This is a genomic window from Luteimonas gilva, from assembly GCF_005239095.1.
GTDB lineage: Bacteria > Pseudomonadota > Gammaproteobacteria > Xanthomonadales > Xanthomonadaceae > Luteimonas_C > Luteimonas_C gilva.
The window spans coordinates 971,771-997,756 of the sequence record NZ_SZUA01000002.1; the positions used below are offsets into that span (position 1 = coordinate 971,771).

33 protein-coding genes are annotated in these 25,986 nt (G+C 66.2%); 10 read left to right on the top strand and 23 right to left on the bottom strand.

Annotated features, from left to right (window positions below; all coding sequences use genetic code 11):
- The first annotated feature begins 53 nt into the window (after positions 1-53).
- Together FCE95_RS12395 and FCE95_RS12400 are read left to right on the top strand one after the other, a co-directional pair.
- Positions 54-1,184 (top strand): PilT/PilU family type 4a pilus ATPase, encoded by a 1,131-nt coding sequence (locus tag FCE95_RS12395; RefSeq protein ID WP_137267318.1) that lies wholly within the window; start codon positions 54-56, stop codon positions 1,182-1,184.
- 121 nt (positions 1,185-1,305) lie between these two features.
- Entirely contained in the window at positions 1,306-1,761 is a 456-nt protein-coding gene (locus FCE95_RS12400) for an FKBP-type peptidyl-prolyl cis-trans isomerase (protein WP_189644742.1), read from the top strand.
- Between the two features lie 115 nt (positions 1,762-1,876).
- On the opposite strand, the gene FCE95_RS12405 is transcribed toward FCE95_RS12400, so the two are convergent.
- Positions 1,877-2,413 (bottom strand): DNA-3-methyladenine glycosylase I, encoded by a 537-nt coding sequence (locus FCE95_RS12405; RefSeq protein ID WP_137267320.1) that lies wholly within the window; start codon positions 2,411-2,413, stop codon positions 1,877-1,879.
- A 25-nt stretch (positions 2,414-2,438) separates the two neighbouring features.
- Between FCE95_RS12405 and FCE95_RS12410 the strand changes: the two genes are divergently transcribed.
- The 4 genes from FCE95_RS12410 (at position 2,439) to FCE95_RS12425 (ending at position 5,446) form a co-directional block, all read left to right on the top strand.
- Positions 2,439-3,215 carry a sterol desaturase family protein gene (locus FCE95_RS12410; RefSeq protein WP_223266885.1) on the top strand — a complete coding sequence of 259 codons (777 nt, stop codon included), beginning with the start codon at positions 2,439-2,441 and terminating at the stop codon, positions 3,213-3,215.
- A gap of 45 nt (positions 3,216-3,260) precedes the next feature.
- Complete coding sequence (locus FCE95_RS12415) at positions 3,261-3,824, top strand: YqgE/AlgH family protein (protein ID WP_137267321.1); 564 nt, start codon at positions 3,261-3,263, stop codon at positions 3,822-3,824.
- Positions 3,808-4,329, top strand: coding sequence for a Holliday junction resolvase RuvX (gene ruvX, locus FCE95_RS12420; RefSeq protein ID WP_137267322.1), 522 nt, complete (start codon positions 3,808-3,810; stop codon positions 4,327-4,329). Before FCE95_RS12415 ends, ruvX begins: the two co-directional genes overlap by 17 nt.
- A 190-nt stretch (positions 4,330-4,519) precedes the next feature.
- Complete coding sequence (locus FCE95_RS12425) at positions 4,520-5,446, top strand: aspartate carbamoyltransferase catalytic subunit (RefSeq protein ID WP_137267323.1); 927 nt, start codon at positions 4,520-4,522, stop codon at positions 5,444-5,446.
- Positions 5,447-5,546: 100 nt separating this feature from the next.
- Here the strand turns inward: FCE95_RS12425 and FCE95_RS12430 are convergent, their stop codons facing one another.
- The 4 genes from FCE95_RS12430 to mgtE all read right to left on the bottom strand — a co-directional run bounded on the left by FCE95_RS12430 (position 5,547) and on the right by mgtE (position 8,917).
- Positions 5,547-6,278, bottom strand: a complete 732-nt coding sequence (locus tag FCE95_RS12430) for a tetratricopeptide repeat protein (protein WP_137267324.1) — start codon at positions 6,276-6,278, stop codon at positions 5,547-5,549.
- Entirely contained in the window at positions 6,275-7,075 is an 801-nt protein-coding gene (locus tag FCE95_RS12435) for a carboxylesterase family protein (RefSeq protein WP_137267325.1), read from the bottom strand. Before FCE95_RS12435 ends, FCE95_RS12430 begins: the two co-directional genes overlap by 4 nt.
- The gene (locus tag FCE95_RS12440; RefSeq protein WP_137267326.1) at positions 7,072-7,434 is read right to left on the bottom strand and encodes an MmcQ/YjbR family DNA-binding protein; all 363 of its coding nucleotides are present in this window, start codon (positions 7,432-7,434) and stop codon (positions 7,072-7,074) included. The genes FCE95_RS12435 and FCE95_RS12440 overlap by 4 nt, the downstream gene beginning before the upstream one ends.
- Before the next feature lie 121 nt (positions 7,435-7,555).
- On the bottom strand, positions 7,556-8,917 hold the full coding sequence (gene mgtE, locus FCE95_RS12445) for a magnesium transporter (protein ID WP_137267327.1): 1,362 nt from the start codon (positions 8,915-8,917) through the stop codon (positions 7,556-7,558).
- Between the two features lie 156 nt (positions 8,918-9,073).
- Here mgtE and FCE95_RS12450 point away from each other — a divergent pair, with 156 nt between their 5' ends.
- Positions 9,074-9,451 (top strand): hypothetical protein, encoded by a 378-nt coding sequence (locus FCE95_RS12450; protein ID WP_137267328.1) that lies wholly within the window; start codon positions 9,074-9,076, stop codon positions 9,449-9,451.
- Positions 9,452-9,497: 46 nt separating this feature from the next.
- Here the strand turns inward: FCE95_RS12450 and ptsP are convergent, their stop codons facing one another.
- The 14 genes from ptsP to FCE95_RS12520 form a co-directional block, all read right to left on the bottom strand.
- Positions 9,498-11,222 (bottom strand): phosphoenolpyruvate--protein phosphotransferase, encoded by a 1,725-nt coding sequence (gene ptsP, locus FCE95_RS12455; RefSeq protein WP_137267329.1) that lies wholly within the window; start codon positions 11,220-11,222, stop codon positions 9,498-9,500.
- On the bottom strand, positions 11,222-11,491 hold the full coding sequence (locus tag FCE95_RS12460; protein WP_137267330.1) for an HPr family phosphocarrier protein: 270 nt from the start codon (positions 11,489-11,491) through the stop codon (positions 11,222-11,224). Before FCE95_RS12460 ends, ptsP begins: the two co-directional genes overlap by 1 nt.
- Before the next feature lie 32 nt (positions 11,492-11,523).
- On the bottom strand, positions 11,524-11,916 hold the full coding sequence (locus tag FCE95_RS12465; RefSeq protein ID WP_137267331.1) for a PTS sugar transporter subunit IIA: 393 nt from the start codon (positions 11,914-11,916) through the stop codon (positions 11,524-11,526).
- A 383-nt stretch (positions 11,917-12,299) separates the two neighbouring features.
- On the bottom strand, positions 12,300-13,256 hold the full coding sequence (locus FCE95_RS12470) for a hypothetical protein (RefSeq protein WP_137267332.1): 957 nt from the start codon (positions 13,254-13,256) through the stop codon (positions 12,300-12,302).
- A 37-nt stretch (positions 13,257-13,293) separates the two neighbouring features.
- Positions 13,294-14,184, bottom strand: coding sequence for an RNase adapter RapZ (gene rapZ, locus FCE95_RS12475; RefSeq protein WP_137267333.1), 891 nt, complete (start codon positions 14,182-14,184; stop codon positions 13,294-13,296).
- A 164-nt stretch (positions 14,185-14,348) separates the two neighbouring features.
- Positions 14,349-15,296 carry an HPr(Ser) kinase/phosphatase gene (gene hprK / locus FCE95_RS12480; RefSeq protein ID WP_137267334.1) on the bottom strand — a complete coding sequence of 316 codons (948 nt, stop codon included), beginning with the start codon at positions 15,294-15,296 and terminating at the stop codon, positions 14,349-14,351.
- On the bottom strand, positions 15,293-15,778 hold the full coding sequence (locus FCE95_RS12485) for a PTS sugar transporter subunit IIA (RefSeq protein WP_137267335.1): 486 nt from the start codon (positions 15,776-15,778) through the stop codon (positions 15,293-15,295). The genes hprK and FCE95_RS12485 overlap by 4 nt, the downstream gene beginning before the upstream one ends.
- A gap of 16 nt (positions 15,779-15,794) precedes the next feature.
- A complete protein-coding gene (hpf, locus tag FCE95_RS12490; protein ID WP_137267336.1) occupies positions 15,795-16,121 on the bottom strand; it encodes a ribosome hibernation-promoting factor, HPF/YfiA family in 327 nt (108 codons plus the stop codon).
- 108 nt (positions 16,122-16,229) lie between these two features.
- Positions 16,230-17,693, bottom strand: a complete 1,464-nt coding sequence (locus FCE95_RS12495; protein ID WP_484496913.1) for an RNA polymerase factor sigma-54 — start codon at positions 17,691-17,693, stop codon at positions 16,230-16,232.
- Between the two features lie 24 nt (positions 17,694-17,717).
- Positions 17,718-18,437: an LPS export ABC transporter ATP-binding protein gene (gene lptB / locus FCE95_RS12500; protein ID WP_137267338.1), complete on the bottom strand. Its 720-nt coding sequence runs from the start codon at positions 18,435-18,437 to the stop codon at positions 17,718-17,720.
- Positions 18,438-18,971, bottom strand: a complete 534-nt coding sequence (gene lptA / locus FCE95_RS12505) for a lipopolysaccharide transport periplasmic protein LptA (RefSeq protein ID WP_137267339.1) — start codon at positions 18,969-18,971, stop codon at positions 18,438-18,440.
- A complete protein-coding gene (lptC, locus tag FCE95_RS12510) occupies positions 18,949-19,512 on the bottom strand; it encodes an LPS export ABC transporter periplasmic protein LptC (protein WP_137267340.1) in 564 nt (187 codons plus the stop codon). The genes lptA and lptC overlap by 23 nt, the downstream gene beginning before the upstream one ends.
- Positions 19,509-20,057 (bottom strand): KdsC family phosphatase, encoded by a 549-nt coding sequence (locus tag FCE95_RS12515; protein WP_137267341.1) that lies wholly within the window; start codon positions 20,055-20,057, stop codon positions 19,509-19,511. The genes lptC and FCE95_RS12515 overlap by 4 nt, the downstream gene beginning before the upstream one ends.
- 8 nt (positions 20,058-20,065) lie before the next feature.
- Positions 20,066-21,067, bottom strand: coding sequence for a KpsF/GutQ family sugar-phosphate isomerase (locus FCE95_RS12520; RefSeq protein ID WP_137267342.1), 1,002 nt, complete (start codon positions 21,065-21,067; stop codon positions 20,066-20,068).
- A gap of 135 nt (positions 21,068-21,202) precedes the next feature.
- On the opposite strand from FCE95_RS12520, the gene FCE95_RS12525 reads away from it, so the two are divergent.
- The 3 genes from FCE95_RS12525 (at position 21,203) to FCE95_RS12535 (ending at position 23,129) form a co-directional block, all read left to right on the top strand.
- Positions 21,203-21,439: a BolA family protein gene (locus FCE95_RS12525; protein WP_137267343.1), complete on the top strand. Its 237-nt coding sequence runs from the start codon at positions 21,203-21,205 to the stop codon at positions 21,437-21,439.
- A gap of 116 nt (positions 21,440-21,555) precedes the next feature.
- Complete coding sequence (gene murA / locus FCE95_RS12530; RefSeq protein WP_137267344.1) at positions 21,556-22,812, top strand: UDP-N-acetylglucosamine 1-carboxyvinyltransferase; 1,257 nt, start codon at positions 21,556-21,558, stop codon at positions 22,810-22,812.
- A complete protein-coding gene (locus tag FCE95_RS12535; RefSeq protein ID WP_137267345.1) occupies positions 22,809-23,129 on the top strand; it encodes an EF-hand domain-containing protein in 321 nt (106 codons plus the stop codon). Before murA ends, FCE95_RS12535 begins: the two co-directional genes overlap by 4 nt.
- Before the next feature lie 184 nt (positions 23,130-23,313).
- Here the strand turns inward: FCE95_RS12535 and FCE95_RS12540 are convergent, their stop codons facing one another.
- Genes FCE95_RS12540 through FCE95_RS12555 form a run of 4 tightly spaced genes read right to left on the bottom strand, consistent with a single transcriptional unit; the run spans position 23,314 to position 25,980 of the window.
- Positions 23,314-23,994 carry a DUF3108 domain-containing protein gene (locus FCE95_RS12540; protein ID WP_137267346.1) on the bottom strand — a complete coding sequence of 227 codons (681 nt, stop codon included), beginning with the start codon at positions 23,992-23,994 and terminating at the stop codon, positions 23,314-23,316.
- A 2-nt stretch (positions 23,995-23,996) separates the two neighbouring features.
- Positions 23,997-24,788 (bottom strand): DUF3108 domain-containing protein, encoded by a 792-nt coding sequence (locus FCE95_RS12545; RefSeq protein ID WP_137267347.1) that lies wholly within the window; start codon positions 24,786-24,788, stop codon positions 23,997-23,999.
- Complete coding sequence (gene purN, locus FCE95_RS12550) at positions 24,785-25,459, bottom strand: phosphoribosylglycinamide formyltransferase (RefSeq protein WP_137267348.1); 675 nt, start codon at positions 25,457-25,459, stop codon at positions 24,785-24,787. The genes FCE95_RS12545 and purN overlap by 4 nt, the downstream gene beginning before the upstream one ends.
- Complete coding sequence (locus FCE95_RS12555; RefSeq protein WP_137267349.1) at positions 25,456-25,980, bottom strand: hypothetical protein; 525 nt, start codon at positions 25,978-25,980, stop codon at positions 25,456-25,458. The genes purN and FCE95_RS12555 overlap by 4 nt, the downstream gene beginning before the upstream one ends.
- Between the last annotated feature and the right edge of the window lie 6 nt (positions 25,981-25,986).

Here is a 25,986-nt window from a genome sequence, read left to right on the forward strand (position 1 = left end):
TTTCGCGCCGTCCTCGCCCTGCGCGGACCGCGAAGTAAGGACCGGGAGACCTTATGAGCACCATCGATTTCACTTCGTTCCTCAAGCTGATGGCGCACCAGAAGGCGTCGGACTTGTTCATCACCGCCGGCATGCCGCCGTCGATGAAGGTCAACGGCAAGATTTCGCCGATCACCCAGAACGCGCTCACCCCGCAGCAGAGCCGCGACCTGGTGCTGAACGTGATGTCGCCGCCGCAGCGCGAAGAGTTCGAAAAGACCCATGAGTGCAACTTCGCGATCGGCCTGAGCGGCGTGGGCCGCTTCCGCGTCAGCTGCTTCTACCAGCGCAACCAGGTGGGCATGGTGCTGCGCCGGATCGAGACCAAGATCCCGACGGTGGAAGAGTTGAATCTGCCGCCGATCATCAAGACCCTGGCGATGACCAAGCGCGGCATCATCATCTTCGTCGGCGCCACCGGCACCGGCAAGACGACCTCGCTCGCCGCGATGATCGGCTACCGCAACCAGAACTCGACCGGCCACATCATCACCATCGAAGACCCGATCGAATTCGTGCACAAGCACGAAGGCTGCATCATCACCCAGCGCGAAGTCGGCATCGACACCGACAACTGGGAGAACGCGCTGAAGAACACGCTGCGCCAGGCGCCGGACGTGATCATGATCGGCGAGGTGCGCACCCGCGAAGGCATGGACCACGCCATCGCCTTCGCCGAAACCGGCCACCTGGTGCTGTGCACGCTGCACGCGAACAACGCCAACCAGGCGATGGACCGCATGATCAACTTCTTCCCGGAAGACCGCCGCAGCCAGTTGTTGATGGACCTGTCGCTGAACCTGAAGGGCGTGGTCGCGCAGCAGCTGCTGCCGACGGTGGACGGCAAGGCCCGGCGCGTGGCGATGGAGATCCTGCTCGGCACGCCGCTGGTGCAGGACTACATCCGCGACGGCGAGATCCACAAGCTGAAGGAAGTGATGAAGGAATCCACCAACCTGGGCATGAAGACCTTCGACCAAAGCCTGTTCGAGCTTTACCAGGCCGGCGAGATCAGCTACGAAGACGCGCTGCGCTACGCCGATTCGGCCAACGAAGTGCGGCTGAAGATCAAGCTGGCTCAGGGCGGCGATGCGCACACGCTGGCGCAGGGGCTGGACGGGGTGGAAGTCGCCGAAGTGCGTTGAGATGCCTGCGCGCGATGCGAAGAAGCCGGGCCCGCCCCGGCTTTTTTGTGCCCGGGATACGCATTATTTTAACGATCCGGCCGGCATAGTCCCCGGCCATCGCCGCCGAAGAGGGAACTTCATGGAAATCGCTGACCGCCGCATCGCCACGTTCCATTTCACGCTGTTCGACCAGGACGGCAGGCAGCTGACCACGACGCGCGGTCAGGACCCCGCGGTCCACATGCACGGCACGGGCGGAATCGTGCCCGGGCTGGAGAAGGCGCTGGCGGGCAAGCAGGCCGGCGACCAGTTCGAGGTGAGCGTGCCGCCGGAGCAGGGCTTCGGCGCGCACCATCCGGAATTGGTGCAGACCCTGCCGCGTTCGATGTTCAACAGCGCACGCGCGCCCGAAGTGGGCGAGAAGCTGCTGGCGCAAACCGCGCGCGGACCGCTGGACGTGGTGGTCACCGGCGTCGACGGCGACACGATCACCGTGGACGGCAATCATCCGCTGGCCGGCAAGACCTTCAAGATCGACGTGGAAGTGGTCGACGTGCGCGTCGCCACGCCGCAGGAACTGCAGTTCGGCGTCTGACGTTGCGCTCTTGTGGGAGCGGTTTTTAGCCGCGAATTTTTGCCGCGCTTCGCAGCAGCCCGAAGGAAGAGCTCGCGGCTGAAGCCGCTCCCACAAAAGCCAGCACCTCAAGCGGTCAGGCGCTCATCCACTTCGGTTTGAGCTTGGCGATCTTCTTCATCGCCGGGCAATCGGCGCGGTGCGCGCCGGGCAGATAGCCCAAGCTCATCAGGAATTCGCCGGTGATCTCGCCGCCGGTGAAGCGGAAGGTCTTCTTGAACAGCTTCACCCATTCGGCCTTGGACAGCGGATGGTGCGCGTCCAGCCATTGCGCGAAGCCGCCATGCGACTTGCGCAAGCCTTGCACGACTTTGGCGTTGTGGATCGCCGCATCGACCTTCAAGCCGTTGCGGATGATGCCCGGGTCGGCGAGCAGGCGTTGCCGGGCGCGTTCGCCGTAACGGGCGATCTTGTCGACGTCGAAGCCGTCGTAGGCGCGGCGGAAGCCTTCGCGTTTCTTCAGGATCGTTTCCCAGCTCAGGCCGGCCTGGTTGATCTCCAGGATCAGGCGCTCGAACAGCGCGGATTCGTCGCGCTGCGGGAAGCCGTATTCGGTGTCGTGGTAGGGCCCGTGGACCGGGTGGCCTGGGGCGAAATCGCAGTATCCGGACATGCGCCTATCGTGACACGATATCGGCATGGGCATCGGCCGATTCTTCGTCAATCTCGGCAACGACTTCGCGGCATGCCCGCCTTGGGCCGCGATGGCCTGGGGCCTGGCCTTCTTCGCTGGCATCTACATCGCGCTGTGCGGCGGCAACTGGCTGCTGACGCGGTACCTATTGCCGGCGTTGCGGGCCGGGCATCGCATCGATGCCAAGCCGCTGCGCGACGGACAGATCCGTTACGAGCTTTCGTGGTCCGCCCTGTCGATTTCGATTTTCGGCATCGGCTCGATCCTCCCTTGGGCCTTCCTGCACTGGGGTTGGGCGCGCCTGGCGCAGGACCCCGGCCCGCTGCGGATCGCGATGGAGATGGCGGTATTGCTGGTCTGGAACGACATCCATTTCTACGCCAACCATCGCTTGCTGCACACCAAGCCGCTGCGCCGTTTCCACGCCCAACACCATCGTTCGCTGGTGACCACACCGTTTTCTACCTACAGCTTCCATCCGCTGGAAGCGATCCTGCTCGGCAACGTGATCCTGTTGCCGATGTTGCTGCACGATTTCAGTTTCGCGGCGCTGTTGTCGCTGCCGGTGATGAGCCTGTTGCTGAACAATCTGGGCCACTCCAATTACGACTTCGCTCCGGCCGCGGGCCACGACCACTGGCTCTCGGCCAGCCGCCGCCATCATCTGCACCACATCCGCTACCACGGCAATTACGGTTTTCTGTTCAATTTCATGGACGGGTGGTTCCGGACCCGGCTGCCGGACGAGCCGATGGCACCGGGTCGGCCCGCGGGCGCCTGAGCCGGGGCGGTTCGGGGCCAGGATCGACGCTGCTAGAATGGGCGCATGCCGGACGATACGATCCAACTCGCTAACCAGCTGCTGATCGCGCTGCCGGCGTTGTCCGACCCCAATTTCGCGCGCGCCGTGGCCCTGATCTGCCAACACGACGGCGACGGCGCGATGGGCGTGCTGCTGAACCGCGCCTCCGAATACACGCTGGGCGATGTGCTCGCGCAGATGCAGATCGAGACCGACGACGAATCGCTGCGCAACCAGATCGTGCTCGCTGGCGGCCCTGTGCATCCCGAGCGCGGTTTCGTGCTGCACGACGGCGGCGATTGGGATTCGACCCTGACCATCGCCGCCAACCTGCGGCTGACCACGTCGCGCGACATCCTCGAAGCGATGGCGCGCGGCGAAGGGCCGGATCAGGTGATCGTGGCGCTGGGCTGCGCCGGTTGGGGCGCCGGGCAGTTGGAGCACGAACTGGGCGAGAACAGCTGGCTGACCGCGCCGGCCGATGCCGAGTTGTTGTTCGACCTGCCGCTGGAAGAACGCTGGCATGCCGCGGCCGGTCGCATCGGCGTGGACATGACCCGGATGGCCGACTATGCCGGACACGCTTGATAACGGCCGGCTTGATAACGGCCGGGCTGGCGAGAGTCGGCCCGACATCGCTCCGATCAAGCGCGACGGCACCGTGCTCGGTTTCGACGTCGGCGCGCGCCGCATCGGCGTAGCGGTGGGCAGCGCGTTCGGACACCATGCGCGCGCATTGGCCGTGGTCGACGTGCACGCCAACGGCCCGGATTGGGGCGCCATCGACAAGCTGCGCAAGGAATGGCGACCGGACGGCTTGGTCGTCGGCGATCCGATGACCTTGGACGGCGGCGACCAACCGATCCGACAACGCGCGCGCGAGTTCGCGCGCGCGCTGCGCACGCGTTACGCGTTGCCGGTGGTGATGGTCGACGAGCGCACCAGTTCGATCGAAGCCGCGCAGCGTTTCGCGGCCGACCGCGCCGAAGGCCGCAAGCGGCGCCGCGATGCCGCGGCGCTGGATGCGGTGGCGGCGGCGGTGATCGTAGAGCGTTGGCTGGCTTCGCCGCAGGACGCGGTGGAAGTGGTTTGAGTGTTCCTTCTCCCACCGGGAGAAGGTGGCGCGAAGCGCCGGATGAGGGTTCGGCGAAGTTGGGTGGCGGATATGAACGATCATAAACGTCAGCCGACGCCTCTCGCGAATACGGAAACGGCGCAACTTCGCCGAACCCTCACCCCCAACCTCTCTCCCGGTGGGAGAGGGGCTTTTACATCGAGCTAGCATGAACCAAGTCGACGAAAACGGACGCCTGCGCCACCTGCTCACGCTCGAAGGCCTGTCGCGCGAGCAACTGCTGCAATTGCTCGACCGCGCGCAATCCATCGTCGACGAAGGCGCGGACCGCTTGCTGACCGCCACGGCCGTTTGCACCCTGTTCTTCGAACCGTCGACCCGCACCCGGCTCAGCTTCCAGCGCGCCGCGCAGCGGCTGGGCGCGGACGTGCTCAATTTCGAAGCGGCCACATCGTCGGCGACGAAGGGCGAGACCGCGCGCGATACGCTGAAGAACATCGAGGCGATGGGCGTGCGCGGCTTCATCGTCCGCCATGCGCAGGACGGCGCCGTCGCGGCGTTGGCCGAAGCGGCGAACCCGGGCACCGCGCTGATCAACGCCGGGGACGGCCGCCATGCGCATCCCACCCAGGGCCTGTTGGACATGCTCACGCTGCGCCAAGCCAAGGGCGACCTGGGCGGGCTGAAAGTGCTGATCGTCGGCGACGTCAAGCATTCGCGCGTGGCGCGCTCGGACCTGCATGCGCTGCGCACGCTGGGCGCCGCGGAGATCCGCATTTGCGCGCCGGCTTCGTTGCTGCCCGAGGGGGAGGTGACGGCCGGCTGCCGGATCGGCGACGATCTCGACGCCGCATTGGAAGGCGTCGATGCGGTGATGATGCTGCGCTTGCAGCGCGAGCGGATGGAAGAGGGGCTGGTGGCCTCCCTGGACGACTATCACCGCGACTACGGTCTGACCGCGGCTCGCCTGCGCCGCACGGCCTCCGATGCGGTCGTGATGCATCCCGGTCCGATGAATCGCGGCGTGGAGATCGACGACGACGTCGCCGACGGGCCGCAATCGCTGATCCTCAAGCAGGTCGCCAACGGCGTGGCGGTGCGGATGGCGGTGCTCGAGGCCTTGCTGGCGCCGTAGAGTCGAGCCTCCTCGACTGCTTTTGATCTCGGCTGTCGAAAAGCAAGCGCAGCGGAGCAAGCTCCGCTCTACAAAGCCGAGCAGTCGAGCAGGCTCGACTCTACGGTGTGGGTCTCGCCGGCTTGGCGCGCTGCTTGGCGATGTATTCGAGTTCTCGCTTCGCCAAGTCGTTGTCCGTCTCGACGGTCAGCGACGCTTCGTAGGCTTGCTGCGCCGCGTCCAAGTCACCCATTTCGACATAGGCCCAACCGATGCCGCGGAGCGCGCGCGCCTTGGCGAGCTTTTGCTTCGGCCAGCGTTCCGCCAAGACGATCGCTTTGCGGTAGGTTTCGATCCCTTCCTTCAGCTTGCCCTGTTGGTTCATGGCGAATCCTTTTTCCACGTACGGATCGGGGTCGTAAGGCCCCATGGCGATGGCCTTGTCGAGCATCGTCTCCGCTTCGGCGAAGGATTTCGCGCCGACGTGCAGATAGCCCGCGTGGTAATAGGCCGAGGGGCAAGCGGCGTCGATCCACTCGGTCGGCTGGTCGGAAGGGAATTCGACGAGATAGGTCTCGTATTGCTCTTTGTCGGCGAAGCCGAGGACGCGCAATCCAGGCCGCTGTTGCGCATCGCAGTAGTCGAGCGCGGGCCGGAGTTTCTTCCAGGCCGCGGCGGGATCGCCTTCGAGCGCCAGCCGCAAAGCGGCGTCGATGTCTTGGCGGTATTCGTAACCGATCCGCCGCTCGGCTTGCATGGCGAATTGGGTTTCGTGGATCGTCGTCTGCGCCGGCGCGGATTCCGCGCAGGTCCATAGCGCGAACACAGCGAGCGATGCGCGCAGAGGGATCATCGCGCGGTTCTCCGTTGCCGCCAAAGCCAGGTCCACAGCTCGGGCGTGGCGTAGGCCGGATCCCACGAGTTGTGGTTCGCCTCCGGAAATTCGGTATAGCGCGCATCCCGAGCGCCGGCCGCCTTCAATGCCGACGCCATGCGCCGGGATTGTTCCGGCGGCACCGCATCGTCCTTGGCGCCGTGGAATATCCAAATTGGCGTGCCGCGCAGCCGTTGCGCCGCGGCGGCGAACGGATCGGACTCGCCCAATACCGATTGCACGCGCAGGGTCGGGCGTTGCGGGTGCGGCTGCACGCCTGCGCAGATCGGCACGAGCGCGGCAAAGCGGCCGGGCTGCATCAGGGCGAGGTCCCAGGTGCCGTAACCGCCCATCGACAAGCCGGTGAGATAGGTGCGGTCCGGATCGCCGCCGAATTCGCGCGTCGCCGCGTCCAGCACGGCCATCGCCAGTGCGGCGTTGTCGCTCCATTCCTGGCCTTCGGGAATCTGCGGAAATACGGCGATCGCCGGAAATTCGGCGGCATGCGCATGCACGTAAGGCCCGAGCCCGGCCGCCGTCTGCTTGACGCCGTCGTCCCCGCGCTCGCCCGAGCCGTGCAAGAACAGCACGACCGGCGTTTTCGCCTCCCGGACCTGCATCGGCACGAACACCTGATAACGGTATCGCGTGCCGGCCACTTCGATTTCGCGCATGACGAACGTCCCTCGGTCGCGCTTGTCCGGCATGCCGGCGCAGGCGGTTAGGCACAGCAGCGCGCAGGTCAGCAGCATGCGCCAACGGCGCCACCGGATCATGGCCGGCGCTCCTCGTATTCCGCGATCTGCTTCCGGTTGGCGAGCGGCCGCCAAGCGTCTTCGATCAGGCCAGGCAAAGCCTTGCGCGAAACCTTGGGCAGGTCGATCAGGACCAACGGATAGTCGCGGTAGTGGTCGGTGAAGAAGAACACGTCCGGCGCCGCCTGCATCAGCATCTCGCGTTGGATGAAATCGCATTTCAGCACCAAGGTGCGGCCGTCTTCGCGCAGCCTGGCCAGCAGTTTGCCGCGCACTTTCAGCGCGGGCGTGCCGTAGGACGCGCCTTCTTCAACGCCGGGGAAGCCCGCGGCGACCTGGCGGACGGTGTCGTAGTCGACGGGGTTGGCTTTAGGGCTCATGACAGGGCGATTCTGCCGTTTTTCGCGGCAGCGATCATTGCGCTTCCACTTGAGCCCCTCTCCCGCCGGGAGAGGGAGTGGGGTGAGGGTTCGGCGTAGCGACGTTGCTAGGAGAAGGGAATCAACCCAACAGTATCAGCGTCGCCAATCCGAGGAAGCTCAGGAACCCCATCACGTCGGTGACGGTGGTCAAAATGACGCCGCCGGCCAAGGCCGGGTCGAAGCCTAGCCGCTTCAGCGTCACCGGCACGAACACGCCGGCCAGCGCCGCCGAGCACAAATTGATGGTCAGGGCGGTGGCGATCACCGCCGACAGTTTGATGTCGCGGTACCACAGCCAGACGATCGTGCCGAGCAGCAGGCCTAAGGTGACGCCGTTGATCAGCGCCACGCGCACTTCCTTCCACACCAGGGTCGGCACGTTCGAGCGGCCGATCTGCCCCAGCGCCAGGCCGCGCACCATCAGCGCGAACACTTGGGTGCCGGCGTTGCCGCCCATGCCGGCGACGATCGGCATCAGCACCGCCAGCGCCACGATCTTCTGGATCGTGCCTTCGAAACGGCCGACCACGCTCGCGGCCAGGAACGCGGTGCACAGGTTGACGCTGAGCCAAATCAGCCGGCGCCGGAACGCGCGCCGTACAGGGCTGAACAAATCCTCGTCCTCGTCCAGGCCGGCCGCGCTCAAGGCCTGATGCTCGGCCTGCTCGCGGATGATGTCGACCACGTCGTCGATGGTGATGCGGCCGAGCAGGATGTTGTTGTCGTCCACCACGGGCGCGCTGATCCAGTCGTGGTCGGAGAATTGGCGCGCGACTTCTTCCGACGATTCGGATACGTCGATCGCCGGCTGTTCGCCGTCGACCAGCTGATTGATCGGCGTGTTCGCCTCGTGGGTCAGCAAGGCCTGCAGGGCGATCCGGCCCAAGTACTGGTGGCGGCGGCTGACCACGTACAGATGGTCGGTGTGCTCGGGCAACTCGCCGCGCAGGCGCAGATAGCGCAGCACCACGTCGACGGTGGTGTCGGCGCGCACCGTCACCACGTCCGGATTCATCAAGCGGCCGGCGGTGTCCTCGTCGTAGGACAGCACCTGTTCCAGGCGCTCGCGGTTCTCGCGGTCCATCGACTTGAGCACTTCGTCGATGACGGTGTCGGGCAGGTCTTCGACCAGATCCGCCAAGTCGTCGATATCCAGGTCTTCGACCGCGGCGACGATTTCGTCGGGATCCATGTCCGCGAGCAGGCTCTCGCGCACTTCCTCGCCGACGTGGACCAGCACCTCGCCGTCGTCTTCCGGATCGACCAGGCCCCACACCACTTCGCGCTTGCCCGGCGGCAAGGATTCGAGCAGGTTGCCGATCTCCGCCGGCGACAAGGTGTTGACCAGCCGGCGCACGGGCCCGAGCCGGCCGCTGTCCAGGGCGTCGGACAGCAATCGCAGCTGGCGCGCGGTCTTGTCGTGGCGGACGGCTTCGGCCATGCGTGCTTCCGGTGGGCGGCGTCGCACCACGCGGGCGCGACCGGGTCAGGCGTTCATGCGGACATTATCGCCCGCGAAGCCGGCTGCGCCTACCCATGGCGTGCATACGATCCTCACGCGAGGATGGCTAGGCTCGGAGCAATCCAGGAGATGGTCATGCGAATACTGATCTTGGCGGCCCTGCTGTTGTCGACTGCCTGCAGCCGCAACGAGGCGCCGCAGGCCGCGCCTAGCGAAGCGTTCCACCGGGATGGGGTGAGCTTCGAACTCCAGCCGCAATCGGCCGACAGCTGCAAAGCGCGCGGCCAGGCCTATCGCGGCACCGTGCGCTGGCAAGTGCCGGCGGCGGAGAAGATCGATCTCGAGTTGCGCCTGCGCGCCCCGGGTGGGCAAGTGTTCCTGGGCACGAACAAGGCCGAAGGCAGCCAGGAAACCGGCGATTGGGTGGAGCCCGGTTTGTGGTTCTTATTGGTGGACCATCGCAAAGGCGAAACCGTGGCCGCGTTCCAGGCGGGGCCGAGTCCCTGTCAGTGACGAGGCCTAGTTCGTAGCGCTTTTGTAGAGTCGAGCAGGCTCGACTCTACGGAGAAGCAGTTGTCATCGCCATCCAGCGTTCGATCGCCTCGCGATCGCGCGCGCGCAGCAATGCGCTGCTGCGCTTGCGCAAGTCGGCCAGGTCGGCTTCGCGCACGGCCTTGCGCACTTCCAATAGCGTTGCCGGGTGCAAGCTGAATTCTGCCAGTCCCAGCGCCAGCAGCAGCGGGGTGAACAAGGCGTCGCCGGCCATTTCCCCGCATACCGCGACCGGCTTGCCGCGCATGTGCGCGGTGCGGATCACCGTGTGCAGCAAACGCAGCACGGCCGGGTGCAGCGGCGAGTAGAGGTCGGCCAAAGCATCGTTGTTGCGGTCGGCCGCCAACAGGTATTGCACCAGATCGTTGGTGCCCACCGAGATGAAATCGATCGCGCCGATGAAGCCGGGCAGGGCGATCGCCGCCGCCGGCACTTCGATCATCGCGCCCAGCGGGATCTGCTCGGCGATCTCGTGGCCGGCGCTGCGCACGTCCCGGATCACGCGCTTGAGCAGCCGGCGCACCGAAACCATTTCTTCGCGGCCGCTGACCATCGGCACCAGGATCCGCACCGGGCCGTAGCCGCTGGCTCGGACGATCGCCCGCAATTGCGTTTCGAACAAATCCGCGCGCGATAGCGACAGGCGTACGCCGCGCAGGCCCAGCGCCGGATTCGGCTCGCCGCTCAGCACCAGGCCGGTGCGGTCGGCCTTGTCGGCGCCCAAATCCAGGGTGCGGATCGTCACGACGCGGCCGGTCATGCCGAGCACCACGTCGCGGTAGGCGCGAAACTGTTCCTCTTCGTCCGGCAGCTCGTTGCGCTGCAGGAACAGGAATTCGGTGCGGTACAGGCCGATGCCGGCCGCGCCCAGCGCATGCGCCTCGGCCACGTCCTCGCGCGATTCGGCGTTGGCGTACAGCTTGATGTCGACGCCGTCCAGCGTGCGGGCCGGTTCGCGCCGCAGCCGGTACAGCTGCTTGCGTTCGCGCTTGAGCTCGCGCACGCGTGCGCTGTGCGCGCGCAGGTCGGCGGCGTCGGGTTCGACGATCAGCTCGCCGGTGCCGCCGTCGACCATCAGCACGTCGCCGTCGTTGATCCGCTGCAGCGCCTGCACCGCGCCCACGATCAGAGGCAGGTGCAGGCTGCGCGCCAGGATCGCGCTGTGCGACAGCGCGCTGCCGGCGGACGTGACGATCGCGACCACGCCTTGCTGCTGCAATTGCGCGAGTTCGGCCGGGGCGACGCTGTCGGTGACCAGGATCTCGCCGGCGGCGCCCTTCGGCGCGGCGTCGCGGCGGTGCAGGGCGGCGTGGATGCGGCCGATGACTTGGTCGATGTCCTCCACTCGGCTGCGGAAATACGCGTCGTCCATGCCGGCGAACACGCCGGCCAGGCGGTCGCGCTGCAGGCGCAGTGCGTAGTCGGCGCTGTAGCGGCCGGTGCGGATCAGTTCGTCCAGGCCGTGCAGCAGTTCGGGATCGTCCAGCAGCAGGCTGTGCAGATCCAGGAATTCGCCGACCTCGTGCGCGAGCGCGCCGTGCAGGCGCTCGCGCAGGTCGCGCATCTCGCCGCGCACAGTGCCGATGGCGTCGTGCAGTTTGGCCAGCTCGGCGTCGACCGCCTCGGCGGCGATGCGTTCTTCGACGACTTCCAAAGCATGCGGCAAACGGACCCGGGCACGGCCCAGCGCGCTGCCGCGCGATGCGCCATGGCCGGGCAGCAGCTGCCGCATCAGGAGCCCTCGTCGAAATTGCGCGCGAACAGATCGGTGGCGGCGTCGGCCGCGGCCTGTTCGTCTTCGCCGTCCACGCGCAGCATCACCGAAGTGCCTTGGCCGGCGGCAAGCAGCATCACGCCCATGATGCTCTTAGCGTTCACCTCGCGGCCCTTGGCGGTGAGGGTGGCGTTGCAGCGGTAGCCCGACAACAGCTGCACCAGCTTGGCGGTGGCGCGGGCGTGCAGGCCCAGGCGGTTGCTGACGACGAGTTCGCGTTCAAGCATGGGGAAAGGGGGCGGTGGCGGGGCGGGAGGGATCACGCATCATCGAGAATAGTTCCATTGCGGGCGCCGGCCGCGGCTACGGCCGGCAATTCGTTCAATTCCAGGTCGGCGTAGTTCAGCACCCGCAGCAGCATGGGCAGGCTCAGCCCCGCCACCCGCCGCACCGGCGTGCCGAGCCGCGCCACCTTGGCCGCCAGGTTGCTGGGCGTGGCCCCGTACAGATCGGTCAGCACCAGTACGCCTTGGCCGCCGTCCACCCGGCGCAGCGCGGCGCTGGCTTGGGGCAGCAAGGCGTCCGGATCGCCGTCGAACGACACCTCGAACGCCTCCACCCGCAACGGCAGCTGCCGCAGCAGGCGCGTAGCCACCTCGACCAGCGGAGCGCCGATGCCCGGGTGGGTGATGAGCAGGATGCCGACCGCCATGGGGTCAAGTTAGCAGACCGGAATGACGCTGAGAAATCGCGGGCGGCGAATGCGGGAACGGATTCGGTGCGGGCTTGGGCCCGGCCGGGACGATGTCCCTAGCCCGCCAAGCGCATCGCGATCCGAGGTCGCCTCGAAATGCGTGATGAGATTCTCGTCGCGAAGGCGTCGAAAAGCGACGGAGAGAGAACCGCCGACGATCACCGGGAGAGTACTGGTGTCGCCGGCGGGACGATCAACCCGCAGTCGATCGACTCCATTCAAGACGAAAGGTTTGTGCAAAAACGGCCAGCGATCGAATGAGTGGAAAGCGCAAGCCAAGCTCATTTTTCATCAGACCACTGAATTTCAGCGAAGAAATTAATAGGCTGAGAAATCTTTTTTTATGCGCCGAGATAGAGATGTTCGAAAGTGATCGGAATTTCGGCTAATTCTGTTTTCAGATACGGCACTTCGGCAATCGAAGAAAGCCATTCCAGGAACACGGCGTCGGTGAAGTGTTCGCGCACTACCCGAAGCGCTTCTATTTTCGACTCGTCGGGGAGCAAGGAGGGCATCGGTGGTTCTGAGCCTCTTTCGTTCGTGGCGAGCTCTGGCCGAAGGCAATGCGACCATGCCCACGATACCGAGGGCCTCGCTTCGACCTTCCATTCGGAAGGCCACCTCGCCGTATCGTGAAGCATGGCGTGAGATCCCACCAGCCACGCGATGATTTGAGCGCGCCAATGCGGCGACGGAATGGCCAGCGCGGATCTGAACCAGTCCGCGACCATGGGTTTCGGCAGGTATTTCAAGCAGAAGAACATCGACGAAGACATATCGCCGCTCGCATCCCACCAGCACCATACGCGATTCGGATTGTTGTTGGAGCGGTGCAGGATTCTGCCTATGGAAATTTCGCCGTCGCCCCAGCAGCAGCCGTCCATGATCGCGCTGCCGAGAGAATTGAGAATATCTTCTCTGAAGCCATCATACGGTGCTTGCTGTATCCCATTCGGATAGAGCGCCATGAATCCGGTGATCAGATATTCGAGAACATAGTCAACGAAATGCTCGTGGCTTCGTGGCAGTAATGCGCCGAGCAGATGGTGATACCAAGAATTCCATTCTTCGAGCGGTCCGAAAGCGCTGGTTCCGGATGCGATCTCTTCGAGAGGCTTCTGAATGCCGTAAGGAGGCAAGTCACCGAGGTCGTTCAACAGCTCCGTGAACATGCGCCTGTCCGAACCCATGAACCATGCTTCGCCCATCGGTTGCGCAGGACGCGGGAAATGCGAGCGAAGCCGCTCCAGCGCAGATGCGTCAATACCGCGTCCAGGAACCCAGGCGAAGCGATCCACCCTAAACCTCGGCTGTCGACGTGTGGAAAGCGAAGCTTCAGTCCAACTCGCGATGATGCACCGCCACCTCAGGCCACCCCTTCTCGCGGGCATGCTCGGCCAAGCGTTCGGCCAGATAGACCGAGCGGTGCCGCCCGCCGCTGCATCCGAACGCGATGGTGACGTAGCTGCGCGTGTCCGACTGCATGCGCGGCAGCCAGGTGTCGAGGAAGGCGGCGACTTGGGCGGCGTACTCGGGCGCTTCGGATTGGGTTTCCAGGAAATCGCGCACCGCTTGGTCGCGACCGGATAGCGGGCGCAGTTCGGCGTTCCAGTGCGGATTGGTCAGGCCGCGCGCGTCGAATACGAAGTCGGCGTCGGGCGGCACGCCGCGGCGGTAGGCGAAGGATTCGAACAGCAGCGACAGGGTCGAATCGGAACTCAGGCCGAATTCGGTGATCACCTGCCGGCGCAATTGGTGCACGTTCAAAGTGCTGGTGTCGATGACCACGTCGGCCAGCGTGCGCAGCGGCTTCAGCACTTGTTTTTCCAGCGAGATCGCATCGGCCAGCGACAGGCCCAAATGGCTCAGCGGATGGCGCCGGCGCGTGTCGGCGTAGCGCTTCAGCAGCACTTCGTCGCGGGCGTCGAAGAACACCAGTTTCGGGTCCAGCCCCAGCTTGCCGACGGCGGACAGCCATTCGGGCAGATTGGCCAGATCGCTGCGGCTGCGGATGTCGATGCCGACCGCCAGTTTTTCCGGCGTGCCGTCGGCGCGCATCGTGCTTCGCACGAAATCGGAGAGCAGTTCCGCCGGCAGGTTGTCGACGCAGTAGAAGCCCAGGTCTTCGAACGTCTTCAAGGCCACCGACTTGCCCGAGCCGGACATGCCGCTGACGATGACCAGGGATTGGGTGACGTCGTGGTGGGTCGGGGCGGGGTTGTTCATGGTCGCGAGGCCGAGGCCGGTATCCGATGCCGCATTGTAGAGGTTGCCCGACCGCTTGGGCTTTGTGGGAGCGACTTGGCCGCGAGCTTTTTCCTCACGCAGCAGCGATCCGAAGGCAAAAGCTCGCGGCTAAAGCCACTCCCACAAAAGCAATAGCGAACGGGTCAGGTCGCGCGTTCGAGGAAGTGCGAATGCCGTGCCATGAACGCCGCGGCGGGATCGACGCCCTTCGCGCGCAGGATGTGCGTGCGCGTGGCCGCTTCGGTCAGCACGGCCAGGTTGCGGCCCGGCATCACGGGCAGGGTGATCATCGGCACGTCCAAGTCCAGCACTCGGCGCACGCCGACGTCGCCGGTGAGGCGCTCGATGCCGCTGGGCTGCGGCTCCAGGTGCGGGCGGGTGAGGTGCACGATCAGGCGCAGGTATTTGTTCCGCTTCACCGCGGTGTCGCCGAACATCTGGCGGATGTTCAGCACGCCCAGGCCGCGCAGTTCCAGCAGGTCCTGCAGCATTTCCGGGCAGGTGCCGTCGAGCACGTCGGGCGCGATCTGGGTGAATTCGGGCGCGTCGTCGGCGACCAGGCGATGGCCGCGCGTCACCAGTTCCAGCGCGAGTTCGCTCTTGCCCGAACCCGATTCGCCGGTGATCAGCACGCCGATCGAATAGATTTCCATGAACACGCCGTGCAGCGTGATCCGCGGCGCCAGCGTGCGCGCCAAATGGTATTGCAGATGGTTGAGCAGTTCGTGGCCGCGCTTGGGCGAAGACCACAGCGGCGTGTCGGATTCTTCGGCCGCGCGGCGCAAGTCTTCCGGGCACACCTGATTTTTGCTGATCACCATCGCCAGCGGGCGGAACTGGATCATCTTCTCGATGGTTTCCCAACGCTGGCGCGAATCCAGCGCGTCCAGCCAAGCCAATTCCTCGGTGCCGAGGATCTGCACTTTGTTCGGATAGATGATGTTGAGATAGCCGGACAGCGACGGGCGCCGCGCCACCGTTTCCACCGATTCGAGCACGCGCTCGGCGCCGCGTTCGCCGGCGACCCAGCGCAACGCCAGCCGTTCGCGTTGTTGTTCGAACAATTCGCGGGCGGTGATGCGTTCGTTCATGGGCGTGCGCCGGATCGGAGAGCGGCCGCGGGCGGCGGCGGTTGCGACAGCAGCCGCAACAAGGCGCCGCCGTCGTCGGCGTGGCGCAACGCGTCGCGGTAGTCGGCGTCGGCGAAGCGCTCGGCCAGTTCGGAGAGCAGTTGCAGATGCTGCTGGGTGAAATGCGCGGGTACGATTAGGGCGAACACCAAGTCGACCGGTTGTTCGTCGCCGGCGCCGAACGCGACCGGATGCGCCAAGCGCAGGAACGCGCCGCGCGGTTCGGCGAAAGCGTCGCTACGGCCGTGCGGAATGGCGATGCCATGGCCGATCGCGGTGCTGCCCAGGCGTTCGCGCTGGCGCAGGCTGGCGGCGACAGCCGCGACCTGCGTCGGCGCGTCGTCGGCCAACAGGCGCGCGGCGGCGTCCAGCACCGCGTCGCTGTCGTCGGCTTGGGCCGCGGGCTCGATCCGGTCCGCGGCCAACAATCGTTCGAGCGGCATGGCCGATGGCGATCCTTCAGCCGAATTCGCCGCTGCGCGCCAGGCCGTCGGCGCGGCGGTGCTCGACCAGCTTCTTCTTGTGCTTGACCAGCAGGCGGTCGAGCTTGTCGGCGAGCAGATCGATGGCGGCGTACATGTCGACGGCGTTGGCGTCGGCGTGCAAGGTGCGGCCGGAGACGATGATCGTGGCTTCGGCGCGATGGTCGGGCTTGTCGATGCTGAGCTGCGTGCGCACGTCGAGCGGCCGGTCGAAATGGCGCGACAGGCGCGCGAGCTTGGTTTCGACGTAGTCGCGCAGGGCCGGAGTGATTTCGATCTGCTGGCCGTGGGTTTCGATGCGCATTTTGACCTCCTGCATTCGTTGGTTTGCTGCGGGCCGTGCCCGCGTTCCCACCCTACGGCTTTCGCGGCAAGTCGCGAGTGAAAGCTAGGTTAAGCGAAAAGATAAGCCTTAACCGATCCGGACGCGTTCGTGGGAGGAGGGGATGTTCATCGCCTCGCGGTATTTGGCCACGGTGCGCCGCGCGACGGGCACGCCGGCGGTCTTCAGGGTCTGGGCCAGGCTGGCGTCGGACAAGGGTTTGCGCGGGTTCTCGGCCTGGATCAGCTCGCGGATCATGGCCTGGATGGCGGTGCTGGAGGCGCCGCCGCCGCCTTCGGTGTCGATGCCGGAGGCGAAGAAGGCGCGCAGCGGCACGGTGCCGCGCGGGGTGCGCACGTACTTGCGCGCGATCGCGCGCGAAACCGTGGATTCGTGCAGGCCGACTTCGCCGGCCACTTCGCGCAGGGTCAGCGGGCGCAGGGCTTGCTCGCCGAATTCGAGGAAGGCGGATTGCTGCCGGATCAGGCAGCGCATCACCTTCAGCAGCGTCTCGCCGCGGGCTTCGATGCTGCGCAGCAGCCAGCGCGCTTCCTGCAGACGGCCGCGCAGATAGCCGGCGTCGGCCTGCGAGGCGGCGCCGATCATGCGCTCGTAGCCGCGGTGGATCGAGACCTTCGGCGCCGCGTTGTACGCCAGCGCTGCGCGCCAGACGCCGTGCTGGCGCCAGACCACGCAATCGGGGGTCACGTAGGTGTCGCTGGACAGGCCGCCGATCTGGGCGCCGGGGCGCGGATCGAGCGAGCGCAGCAGTTGCACGGCCAGGGCCGTTTCGGCGACTTCGCAGCCCATTTCGTGCGCCAGGCCGTCGATGCCCACTTTCGGCAAGCGCTCGATCGGCCCGTCGGCGATCCGCAGCGCCAGCGCCTTGCCCGGCGTCTCGTCGGCCAGCAGCGCCAGCTGCAGGGCCAGGCATTCGCCCAGGTTGCGGGCGCCTACGCCGGGCGGGTCGAAACGCTGGATCTGGCGCAGCACGGCCAGGATTTCGTCGTTGGAGGCGTGGATCTCGGGGCGCAGGCTGTCGGCGATGGCGTCGATCGGTTCGCGCAGATAGCCGTCGTCGTCGAGCGAGTCGATCAGGATCGCGCCGATCCGGCGGTCGCGCAGGCTCAGATGGGTGAGATGGAGCTGCCAGAGCAGGTGGTCGCCGAGGGTTTCCGGCTCGGCGACCCGGTCGGCCGCGTCGTCGTGGTCCTCGTCGCGGTCGGAGGAGGGGCCGATCCGCTCCTGCCAGGCCTCCTCGCCGATGGTCCAGGGCTCGTCGGGCTCGGCCGCTGCGGCGGCGCTCTCCGCCTCGGTGCCGTTGCCGTTTTCGCCGGCGCGGGGCTCGGTGGGCAGGACGATTTCCGAAGGCGCGGCCTCGTCGGTCCAATCGAGCAGGGGATTGCTCTCCACCGCGGCGGCGATTTCCGCCTCCAGCTCGGCCGCGGACATCTGCAGCAACTGGATCGCCTGACGCAGCTGTGGCGTCATCACCAATTGTTGCGATAGGGAGGTCTGCAGTCTGGGCTTCATCATCTGTAACGGACAACGCATCCGGGCGGGCCCGGCGGCCGTGCGTTACAGGCGGAAACCCTCTCCGAGGTAGACGCGGCGGACGTCGGGATTGGATAGCAGCGCGTCCGGAGCCCCCTGCGCGAGCACGCTGCCATCGTGGAGGATATACGCGCGGTCGCAAATGCCCAAGGTCTCGCGGACGTTGTGGTCGGTGATCAGGACCCCGATGCCGCGATTCTTGAGATGGCTCACGATTCGTTGGATCTCGCCGACCGAGATGGGGTCCACGCCCGCGAACGGCTCGTCCAGCAGCATCAATCGCGGTTGCGCGGCCAATGCGCGCGCGATCTCCACCCGGCGCCGCTCGCCGCCGGACAGGCTCGCGCCTATCTGCTCGGCCACGTGCGTGACCTGCAGCTCGTCCATCAGTTTCTCGAGTTCCCGCTCGCGGCCGTCGGCGTCCAGGTCGGGGCGCAGCTCCAGTACCAGGCGCAGGTTGTCGGCTACGGTCAGCTTGCGGAACACCGAGGGTTCTTGCGGCAGATAGCCGACGCCGAGCTTGGCGCGGGTGTACATCGGTTCGCTGGTGATGTCGCGGCCGTCGAGCACGATTTCGCCCGCATCGGCCGGCACCAGGCCGACGATCATGTAGAAGCAGGTGGTCTTGCCGGCGCCGTTGGGGCCGAGCAAGCCGACCACTTCGCCGGCGTCCAGGGTCAGTTCGAAATCGCGCACCACCTCGCGCGAGCGGTAAGCCTTGCGCAGGCCGCGGGCGACCAGCATTTACTTCTTGCCTTGCGCAGGCCGGCCCTGCGCCGACTTGGGCAGGATCGTGGTCTTGACCCGGCCGCCGCTGCCGTCGCCGCTGCTTTCGATCTGGCCGGTCTTCATGTTGTAGGTGATCCGCGGGCCGCTGGTGCTGCCGCGCGGGTTCTCCATATAGGCGTTGCCTATGAAGACGATGATCTCGGTGGTGAGGTCGTAATCCACTTTGTCCGCGCGCGCGGTCACCGGCGCGCCGTCGTCCATTTCCTGCTTCATCACCACCTGGTTGCCGGTGAACACCGCGCGGGTCGGATCGCCGTTGCGCACGGTGAGTTCGGCCACGCTGGACTTGATGTCGAGCGTGCCCTGGGTGATGTGGACGCCGCCGCTGAAGACGGTGGGCGCGCTTTCGTCGGTGGAACCTTTCTGGTTGCCGGCGTCGACGTTGATCGGCTTGCTGCGGTCGGTCGAACGCGCCCAGGCCGGCGCGGCCGCCGACGCCACCAGGGCGAAGGCGAGCAGGACGAGGCTAGCGGCGGGTCGAAGGGTCATAGGTGGTCCGGACCTGGGAATTGAACTCGTAACGCTTGGTCTTCAGATCGGTCTCGAAGCCCCGACCGCGCAGTATAAGACCGGGTTGGGTGACGGTGACGAGCTCGGGGGTGCTTGCCCGGTTCGCGTCCGGGAAAACGTTCAGCCGGGAGGTGGCCATCTTGACCGGGCGCGGATCGCCGGGCGGGCTGTCCACGTTCACGTCGCCCTGGAGCCGCACCTCTTCGCCCTTGGCGCTGACCCAGGCGTCCTGCGAACGCACCTGCCAGTAGGCGCCCTGCTTGTCCGGGAAGAAGAACAGCGGCGTCTGCAGGGTCATGGTCTTGTCGTCGGGCCGGCGCTTGAGTTGCGGCGCGCGCAAGGTGAAGGCCTCTTTGCCGTGCTCGTCCAGCGAGACCACTTCGAAGTCCCTGAGCACGTAGTCCGGCCGATCGCTGCGCGCGGCCGAAGGACGCTCGTGCTGATGCTGTTTCCACAGCGACCAGCCGCTGAAGATCGCGGCGACCAGCAAGGTCAGGGTCAGGATGGCGCGCCAGTTCATTGCGCCAAAGCCTGTTCGCGGACGCGCTCGGTCAAGCCTTGCGCTTCGAGCAGCAGATCGCAGAACTCGCGCGCCGCGCCTTCGCCGCCGCGCGCCTGGGTGCGCCAGTGCACGTATGCGAGGACCGAGCCGTGCGCATTGGCCGGGGCGACGGACAAGCCGGCGCGGTACATCACGGCCAGGTCGGGCAAGTCGTCGCCCATGAACGATGCCTGCTCCAGGCCGATGCCGAGCCGCTGCGCGATGCCGGTCACGCAGGCCAGCTTGTCCTGCACGCCGATGCACGCTTCGACGCCGAGGTCGGCGGCGCGTCTTTCGGCGGACCCGCTGGCGCGCGCGGTGACGAAGGCCACGTGGATGCCGTGCTTGCGCAGCAGCACCAAGCCCTGGCCGTCGAGCACGTGGAAGGCTTTCGACTCGCGGCCTTCGCTATCGAAATACAGGCGCCCGTCGGTGAGCGTGCCGTCGACGTCGAAGCAAGCGAGCTTGATCTTCGCGGCGCGGGCCAGCAGGTCGGCGGGATGGGCGAGGTCGGGAGAGCGCACGGCAGCGGTTAAACCACGCGGGCACGCAACAGGTCGTGAATATTGAGCGCGCCGACCACGCGCCGCTCGGCGTCGACCACCAGCAGAGCGTTGATCTTGTGCGCCTCCATCAATTGCGCGGCCTCCACCGCCAGCCGATCCGATGCGATGGTCTTGGGCGACTGGGTCATCACTTCGGAGATCAGCGTATTGCGCAGATCGGCGCGGTCGTCGTCCAGGGTGCGGCGCAAGTCGCCGTCGGTAAACAATCCCAACAGCCGGTCGTCCGCGTCGACCACCGCGGTCATGCCCAAGCGCTTGCGGCTCATCTCCACCAACGCTTCGCTCAAGCGCGCGGTCTCGCGCACCTTCGGCACTTCGGCGCCGGCGTGCATCACATCGGAGATATGCAGCAGCAAACGGCGGCCGAGGCTGCCGGCCGGATGCGAACGCGCGAAGTCGTCGGCGGTGAAGCCGCGCGCTTCCAGCAGCGCGACGGCCAGCGCGTCGCCCATCGCCAGCGAAGCGGTGGTGCTGGAGGTGGGCGCCAAGTCGAGCGGGCAGGCTTCGGCCGGCACGCTGACGTCCAAATGCACGTCGGCCTCGCCGGCCAAAGTGGAGTGGGCGCGGCCGGTCATCGCGATCAAAAGATTGCCCTGGCGCTTGAGCACCGGCAGCAGCGTCAGCACTTCTTCGCTTTCGCCGGAATAGGACAGAGCGAGGACGATGTCGGCGTCGGTGATCATGCCCAGATCGCCGTGGCCGGCCTCGCCCGGGTGCACGTAGAACGCCGGCGTGCCGGTGGAGGCGAGGGTGGCCGCGATCTTGCGCGCGATGTGGCCCGACTTGCCCATCCCGGTGCAGACCACGCGACCGCGTGCGGCCAGGATCAGTTCGCAGGCGGCCGAGAAAGCGCCGTCGATGCGCGCGGCGACGGCGTCCAGCCCGCGCGCTTCGATTTCGAAGACGCGGCGGCCGCTGGCGGCGAGCGCGCCGGGCGCGACGGGGGCATGGGAAACGTCGTTTGCCATTTCGAGGGCGCGGGCTTTCCGTTAGGCTATTGCAGTCATTTTACGCGCATCCCCCGCGAAAACGCCCGTTCGAGGGCGATCGCGGCCCGGCCGGTCCCGGCCGCACTCCCCACTCGACCAGGCGGTTCCCTTAAATTGGACGCGAACACCATCCGCGAATTGATCGAAAAAGGCTTGCCCGGCGCCAGCGCGTCGGTGTCCGGCGCCGACGGCGTGCACTTCGAAGCCACCGTGGTCGCCGAAGCCTTTCGCGGCAAGTTGCCGCTGGCCCGCCACCGCTTGGTTTACGCCACGCTCGGCGAACGCATGGGGGGCGAGATCCATGCGCTGGCTTTGAAGACCCTGACGCCGGAAGAAGCCGGAACAGTTTGATCGAATCCGTCGCTTTGTGGAGCGGGCTTGCCCCGCTGCTCTTGATTCGGCGCCGGCGAACACCAACAAAAAGCAGCGGGGCAAGCCCCGCTCTACAAAACAATAAACGGATTTCCATGCAGAAAATCGTAGTCACCGGCGGCGCGCCGCTCCACGGCGAAGTCCGCATCTCCGGCGCCAAGAACGCCGTGCTGCCCATCCTCTGCGCCGCCTTGTTGGCCGACGGTCCGGTGACGATCGACAACGTGCCCGACTTGCACGACGTCAAGACCACGTTGAAGCTGCTCGGCGAGCTGGGCGTCGGCGTCGAGCGCAACGGCGGTTCGAAACTGACGCTAGACGCGCGCAGCGTGCACAGCCACGTCGCGCCGTACGAACTGGTCAAGACCATGCGCGCTTCGGTGCTGGTGCTGGGGCCGCTGCTGGCGCGCTTCGGCGACGCCGAAGTTTCGTTGCCGGGCGGCTGCGCGATCGGCTCGCGTCCCGTCGACCTGCATATCAAAGGCCTGCAGGCGCTGGGCGCGGAGATCAACGTCGACCACGGTTTCATCAAAGCGAAAGCGTCGAAGCTCAGGGGCGCGCGCGTGGTGTTCGACACCGTTTCGGTCGGCGCCACCGAGAACGTGCTGATGGCCGCAGCGCTGGCTTCCGGCACCAGCGTGCTGGAGAACGCGGCGATGGAGCCGGAGATCGTCGACCTGGCCGCCTGCCTCAATGCGATGGGCGCCGACGTCGAAGGCGCTGGCAGTCCGCGCATCGTCGTGCGCGGCGTCGAGCGCCTGCACGGCGGCGCGCATTCGGTGCTGCCGGACCGGATCGAGACCGGCACCTTCCTGGTCGCCGCGGCGATGACCGGCGGCCGCGTCGTCGCGACCCACGCCCGGCCCGACACCTTGCATGCGGTGATGGCCAAGCTGGAGGAAGCGGGCGCGACGCTCGACAGCGACGGCGACCGCATCACGCTCGACATGGCCGGCAAACGGCCGAAAGCGGTCAACATCGTCACCGCGCCGCATCCCGCGTTTCCGACCGATATGCAGGCCCAATTCATGGCGCTCAACTGCATCGCCGAAGGCACCGCCAGCATCGACGAAACGATCTTCGAAAACCGCTTCATGCACGTGCAGGAGTTGATCCGCTTGGGCGCGGACATCCGCGTCGACGGCAACCACGCCACCGTGCACGGCGTGGCCCAGCTCAGCGGCGCGCCGGTGATGGCCACCGATCTGCGCGCGTCGGCTTCGCTGATCCTGGCCGGCCTGGTCGCCGAAGGCGAAACCACCATCGACCGCATCTACCATCTGGATCGCGGTTACGAAAACATCGAACAGAAGCTCGGCGGATTGGGCGCGAAGATCCGGCGGATCGGATGAACGTTCCTTACGGCAACAAGCCTCGCTTCGGCTTCCGGCGCCGGCTGTTCGTCGGCCTGCTGGTCGTGGTCGCCGCGTACGTGGGCTACGCCTCGTACGTCGGCATGGCGTTCACCGCCGGCGTGCCCAACGAAGACATGGATTGGAACGGCGACGGCGTGGTGACCAAGGACGAGATCCTGCAGTCCTGGTACGCGGTGACCGTGAAGAAGACCAAGGAAGGCAACCGCGAGTGCAGCGCGTTCGCCTGGCGCAGCAGCGGAGAGTCGATACGGGTGGATTGCAAGACTACGATGGGCGACGCGAGCAACAAATAGCTTGCCGATGACTTCCTCTCCCGCTTGCGGGGAGAGGGCTGGGGTGAGGGCACGCAGATCTTCAGATCGCGTCGACCCGATATTCCGATGTGTTTTTTGTCTGAGGCCAATGGCTTGTGGCTATCGGCCAGTCCGCGCGCCCTCACCCGACCCTCTCCCGCAGGCGGGAGAGGGCTAAAAGGCCTCAACGCAGCGCCTGCAGCGTCAGATCCATCTCGTCGCGTCCGTCCTTGCGCTGCAGGATCCGCGCCGGCACCGGCAGGCCCGGCACCACCCATGCCACGGTTTGCTTGTTGCCGTCGTTGCGGATCACCTTGGTGGCTTGCTTCTGTTTGCCTTCGACGGTGATCGTTTCCTTGCCGGCGACTTCGTAGCTGAGCTGCTTGGCGCGGCCGTCTTCGACCATGCGGTAGTTCAGCGGCTTGCCCGCGGCGACGTCGCGCGCGATCGCCAGATTGATCAGCATGCCGTCCATGTCCCCGGCCTTCAGCGCCACCGGGCCGGCGCGGTCGGCTTTCACATCGCCGCTCCAGCGCGCCTCGTTCTTGTTCCAGTCGTAGGTCGCTATCTTGTTGACCTTCTTGATCAACAGCAGCGAGGAATCGTTGCTGGACAAGGGACGCCATTGGCCGTTGCGGTCTTCGAACGTGGTGGATTGGGTGAGGCTGGCGCCGCTGCTGCGGATGTTCAGCGTGTACTTCCATTGGTTGCCGCCGGCCGGCTGCAAGGTCATCTTGCCGGTGCCGACGATGCCCATGTAATTGGCTTGATAGTCGGCGGAAAACGATTCGATGGCGGCGGCCGGAAAGCTTGCGCCGGCGAACAGCGCGGATGCGACGAAGACGGATTTGATAGCGATGGCCATGCTCACTGACTCCTGTTGTATTGGATCAGACGCAAGTCGGTGACGTCTTCGCCGTCCTTGCGCTGCACCATCCGGATCGGCGTCGGCACGCCGTACGAGACCCAGAGGATGGTTTCTTCGTTGCCGCTGCGCACCCGGGCCACGCGCATGGCGTTGTAGTCGAGATCGTCGACGGTGACTTTCTCCAATTCCGTCGACACCGCGTATTCGTGGTTGCGCACCCGGCCGTCGTCGACGAAGCGGTATTGCAGATGCTTGCCGGGCTGAGCGTCGCGCACGATCGCCAGGTTGATCAGCAGCGCGCTCATGTCGCCGTCCTGCAGCGCGACGGCGGCGCGCCGTTCCTTCTTGACGTCGCCTTCCCAGACCGCGGTGCGGTTGTTCCAATCGTAGGTGCCGGTGTTTTCCTTGCCCGAGAAAATGGCGTGGCGCACGGTGGCCTGGCTCAACGGCCGATAGCGGCCGCCGACCACGTCGAACAGCGTGCTCTGCTCGATGTTGAGCCCGGCCAGCCGCGCCAAGCCGCGCGTGCCGCGCAGACCCAGGTCCACGCGCCAGCGATCGCCGTCGAGTTTCGCCACTTGCAGCGTCGCGTCGCCGACCCGTTTGCCGGCGCGGTACACCTCGTAGTCGGCCACGAACGGCTGCAGCGGCGCTTGCGCTGGCGCGGCGAGCGGCAGAGCGGCCGGATCCGCAGCTGGCGCGTTCTGCGCCGGTGCCTGCTGCGGAGCGGTTTCCTGCGCGTAGGCGAGGCCCAGCGGCAGCAAGAGCAGCAGAGCGAAAGGACGGATCATTCGGTTCCCGGAGGGGCGAGTCGGCCGGCGCAATCTAAGTGCAACGGCGTAAACAGGGTATGACCATCCACGGCCACGGTTGTTCCGCGTTCATTAAGCCGCCCGGAAACCGCCCACTGCAGCACGGCGACCAGGAGCGGATGTTCGCGTTCGAGCACGCGCCGGGCGAGGCTTTCCGGGTCGTCGCCCGGCAGGACAGGAATGCGCGCCTGCGCGATCACCGCGCCGGCGTCCAATTCCGGGGTCACGAAATGCACGCTGGCGCCGTGTTCCGCATCGCCCGCCTCCAGCGCCCGCGCGTGGGTCTTCAAGCCGCGGTATTTGGGCAGCAGCGACGGATGGATGTTGAGCATGCGGCCGCGGAAGCGTTCCACCAGCGCATCGCCGAGGATGCGCATATAGCCCGCGCAAACGATCCAATCCGGCGCGCAGGCCGCGAGCGCATCGCCGAGTTCGCGCTCGTAGTCGGCCTTGTCCGCGTACGACCTCGCATCGCGGCTCCAACGCAAGGCGTCGGGCACGCGCTGCAGCACCGGCGCGGCGGGCTTATCGGAGAACACGCCGACGATGTCGGCGTCCAGGCGGCCGTCGGCGATGGCGTCGAGCAGGGCCTGCAAATTGCTGCCTCGGCCCGAAGCCAAGACCGCGATGCGGCGTTTCGCAGCGTTCATCGCGACACCGTCGGCACGCGGCCTGCAGGGGCCGTTTTCGCGTCGAGCACGGACATGAGCTTGTTTTTCGCCTTGATGGCTTCGGGATAGAACGCCAATGCCGTCAGCGCTACGCCGAACACGAACATGCCGATCGGGATGAGCGTTCCAGTTCCCGCTCCGGTGGGCGCGGCGAGCATCTGGACCGACATGAAGCCGACCATCGAAAGCCAAAACGCCATGAACAAGCCGGCGAGCGGATGCAAATGCATGGTCAGCCGGATGCGCGATCCGCCGAGTTCGGGCAGCACTTTTCCGCGGATCTGCGGCGCGAAGCCGTTTTGATAGCGGATGACGCGGCAAATCGAGAACGCGTCGGCGGTCACTTCTCCGGCGAAATAGCGCGCCTTCTTGTCGTCGGTGCCGAACGCGCTCCAGAAAGGTTCCATAAGCCGCGGCTTGCGCTGCGTGCAGGACGCCACGCGCCGGACCGCCTCCGCGACCGGCAGCCGCGTGTGCAACTCCACCCGGTAGAACGGCATGCGCGA